This is a genomic window from Amycolatopsis keratiniphila subsp. keratiniphila, assembly GCF_001620365.2.
Lineage (GTDB): Bacteria > Actinomycetota > Actinomycetes > Mycobacteriales > Pseudonocardiaceae > Amycolatopsis > Amycolatopsis keratiniphila.
On the sequence record NZ_LQMT02000043.1, the window covers coordinates 8,372 to 10,565 of the forward strand.

Sequence of the window (2,194 nt, forward strand, 5' to 3'; positions counted from 1 at the left end):
ACGCGCCGAGATCCGCGACGCCGTCGTGCAGACGAAGAAGGCGGTGCAAGACCTTTCGGCGGGCTCGCAGAAGGTCGCCGACGGGAACAAGCAGCTCGCGGACAAGTCGAAGGAACTCGCGGGCGGCATCGGCACGGCGGCCGACGGCGCGCGGAAACTCGATGCCGGGGTCAAGGCCGCCGACTCCGGGGCACGGCGGCTCGCCGACGGCTCCGGGCAACTCGCCGGCGGCGCGACGACGTTGTCCACCGGTGCCGGTGAACTCGCCACCGGTGCCCGCTCCGCCGCCGACGGCGCCGAGCGCGCCGAATCCGGTGCCTCGGAGCTCGCCAAGGGCCTCAATGAAGGCCGGGGCAAGGTGCCCGACTACACCCAGGCCGAACGCGACCACCTCAAACAGGTCGCCGCCACCCCCGCGATCGCCGACACGGCGGGCTCGGGCTCGTTCGGCGAAGGCGCGGTCGCGCTGATCCTCGTACTGGCACTGTGGGGCTGCGCGCTGGCGACGTACCAGGTGATCCGGGCGGTGCCGCCGAGCGTGCTCACCACCCGCGAACCGAGCTGGCGGATCATCCTCGCCGCGGCCGTCCCCGGCGCGACGCTCGCGGTGCTCACCGCCCTGATCCTCACCGGGGTGTTCTGGGCGTTCCTCGGCCTGAGCTTCGGCAAGGCCGTGACCCTGCTGGTGGTGCTCGTGCTCGCGGCGGGGACGTTCACCGTCGTCAACCAAGCGCTGGTGGCCATCTTCAAACGCCCTGGCCGCTTCGCCGCCCTCGCGATCCTCGTGCTCACTGTCGGCGCTTCGCTGGTTTCGACCGTGCCTGGCTTTTTCGGGACGGTGCTGGGGATCCTGCCGACCAATGGTGCCTTGGTGGCGCTGCGGTCGCTGCTGACCGGGACGGACGGTCTGACGTCGGGGATCGTGCAGCTGGTGGTGTGGCTGGGGATCGGGACGCTGGCGATGATCATGGTGACGGACCGGCGGCGGTCCCTGCCCGGACGAGAACTGCGGCTAACCGTCACCGCTTGACGGCGGGGCCGGACCTCGATCAGTATGAACACGTGTTCATGAACGTGTGTTCATAACGGAGGAGGTTCTGGGATGTCCGACATCGTCAACACCGCGCAGTCCGAGGCGTGGAACGGCTACGAGGGACGACACTGGGCCGAGCACGACGGGCGCTACGACGCGGTGAACAGCGGGTTCAACGAATTCCTGTTCGACGCGGCCGGAATCGGCGAGCGGGACCGGGTGCTCGACATCGGCTGCGGCAACGGCCAGGTCACCCGTCTCGCCGCCGTCCGCGCCCCGCTCGGCGGCGCGACCGGGATCGACCTGTCCGCGCCGATGCTCGCCACGGCGCGGGCTCGCGCGGAGGCCGAAGGCGTGACGAACGTCGGGTTCGAGCAGGGCGACGTCCAGGTCTTCCCGTTCGGGGAAGGGGTTTTCGACGTCGCGCTGAGCCGGTTCGCGGTGACGTTCTTCGCGGATCCGGTCGCCGCCTTCTCGAACGTGCGCCGGGCGCTGAAACCGGGCGGCAGGCTCGCGTTCCTGTGCATGACCGCACTCGCCGGAACCGATCTCGGCACCGTTTTCGGTGCGCTGTCACCATTCCTGCCGACGCCGACCGGCGAGGACGGCACCGGCCCGACGGCTTTCGCCGATCCCGAACGGGCTCGTTCGGTGCTGACGGACGCCGGATTCCGCGATGTCACGGCCACCCGCGTCGAGGCCGATCAGGTCTGGGGGAGCGACGTGGCCGACGCCGCCGGGTTCATCGCCGACTGGGGGCCGGTCAAGTATCACCTCGGTCTGGCCGGGGAAGAAGCGGCGAACAGCGCGCGAGAAGCGCTTTCGGCGGCGCTGCGGCCTTTTGCCGGGCCCGGCGGTGTCCGGCTGCGTGGTGCCGCGTGGCTGGTCAGGGCGAAATCCTGATGGCACCGAGAAAAGCCGCGGCACTGCGCGGCACCGAAGACGGCCGGAGCCTGCGCGAGCATCTGATCGGCACGGCCGCGGACCTGATTTCCGCCAACGGCACCGCGGAACTCACGGTCCGGGCCATCGCGCGAGCGGCCGGGGTCGCCGACGGCGTGCTGTACAACCACTTCACCGACAAGGAGGAGTTGCTGGCCGACGCGCTGGCGGAACACGTGCGGCGGGTCGAAGCCGAGCTCGGCGAGCTGCCCGCGCCCG

The 2,194-nt window shown here is 70.6% G+C and carries 2 protein-coding genes and 1 pseudogene; all 3 read left to right on the forward strand.

Annotation, left to right across the window (positions count from 1 at the left end):
• Window positions 1-1,030, forward strand: a pseudogene (locus AVR91_RS44085) (YhgE/Pip domain-containing protein); the annotation flags it as partial.
• Window positions 1,031-1,102: 72 nt separating this feature from the next.
• Window positions 1,103-1,936 (forward strand): class I SAM-dependent methyltransferase, encoded by an 834-nt coding sequence (locus AVR91_RS39925; protein ID WP_063276900.1) that lies wholly within the window; start codon window positions 1,103-1,105, stop codon window positions 1,934-1,936.
• Window positions 1,936-2,194, forward strand: a 259-nt coding sequence (locus AVR91_RS44090; RefSeq protein ID WP_228709467.1) for a TetR/AcrR family transcriptional regulator, incomplete at its 3' end; no start/stop codon positions are given. The genes AVR91_RS39925 and AVR91_RS44090, both read left to right, overlap by 1 nt.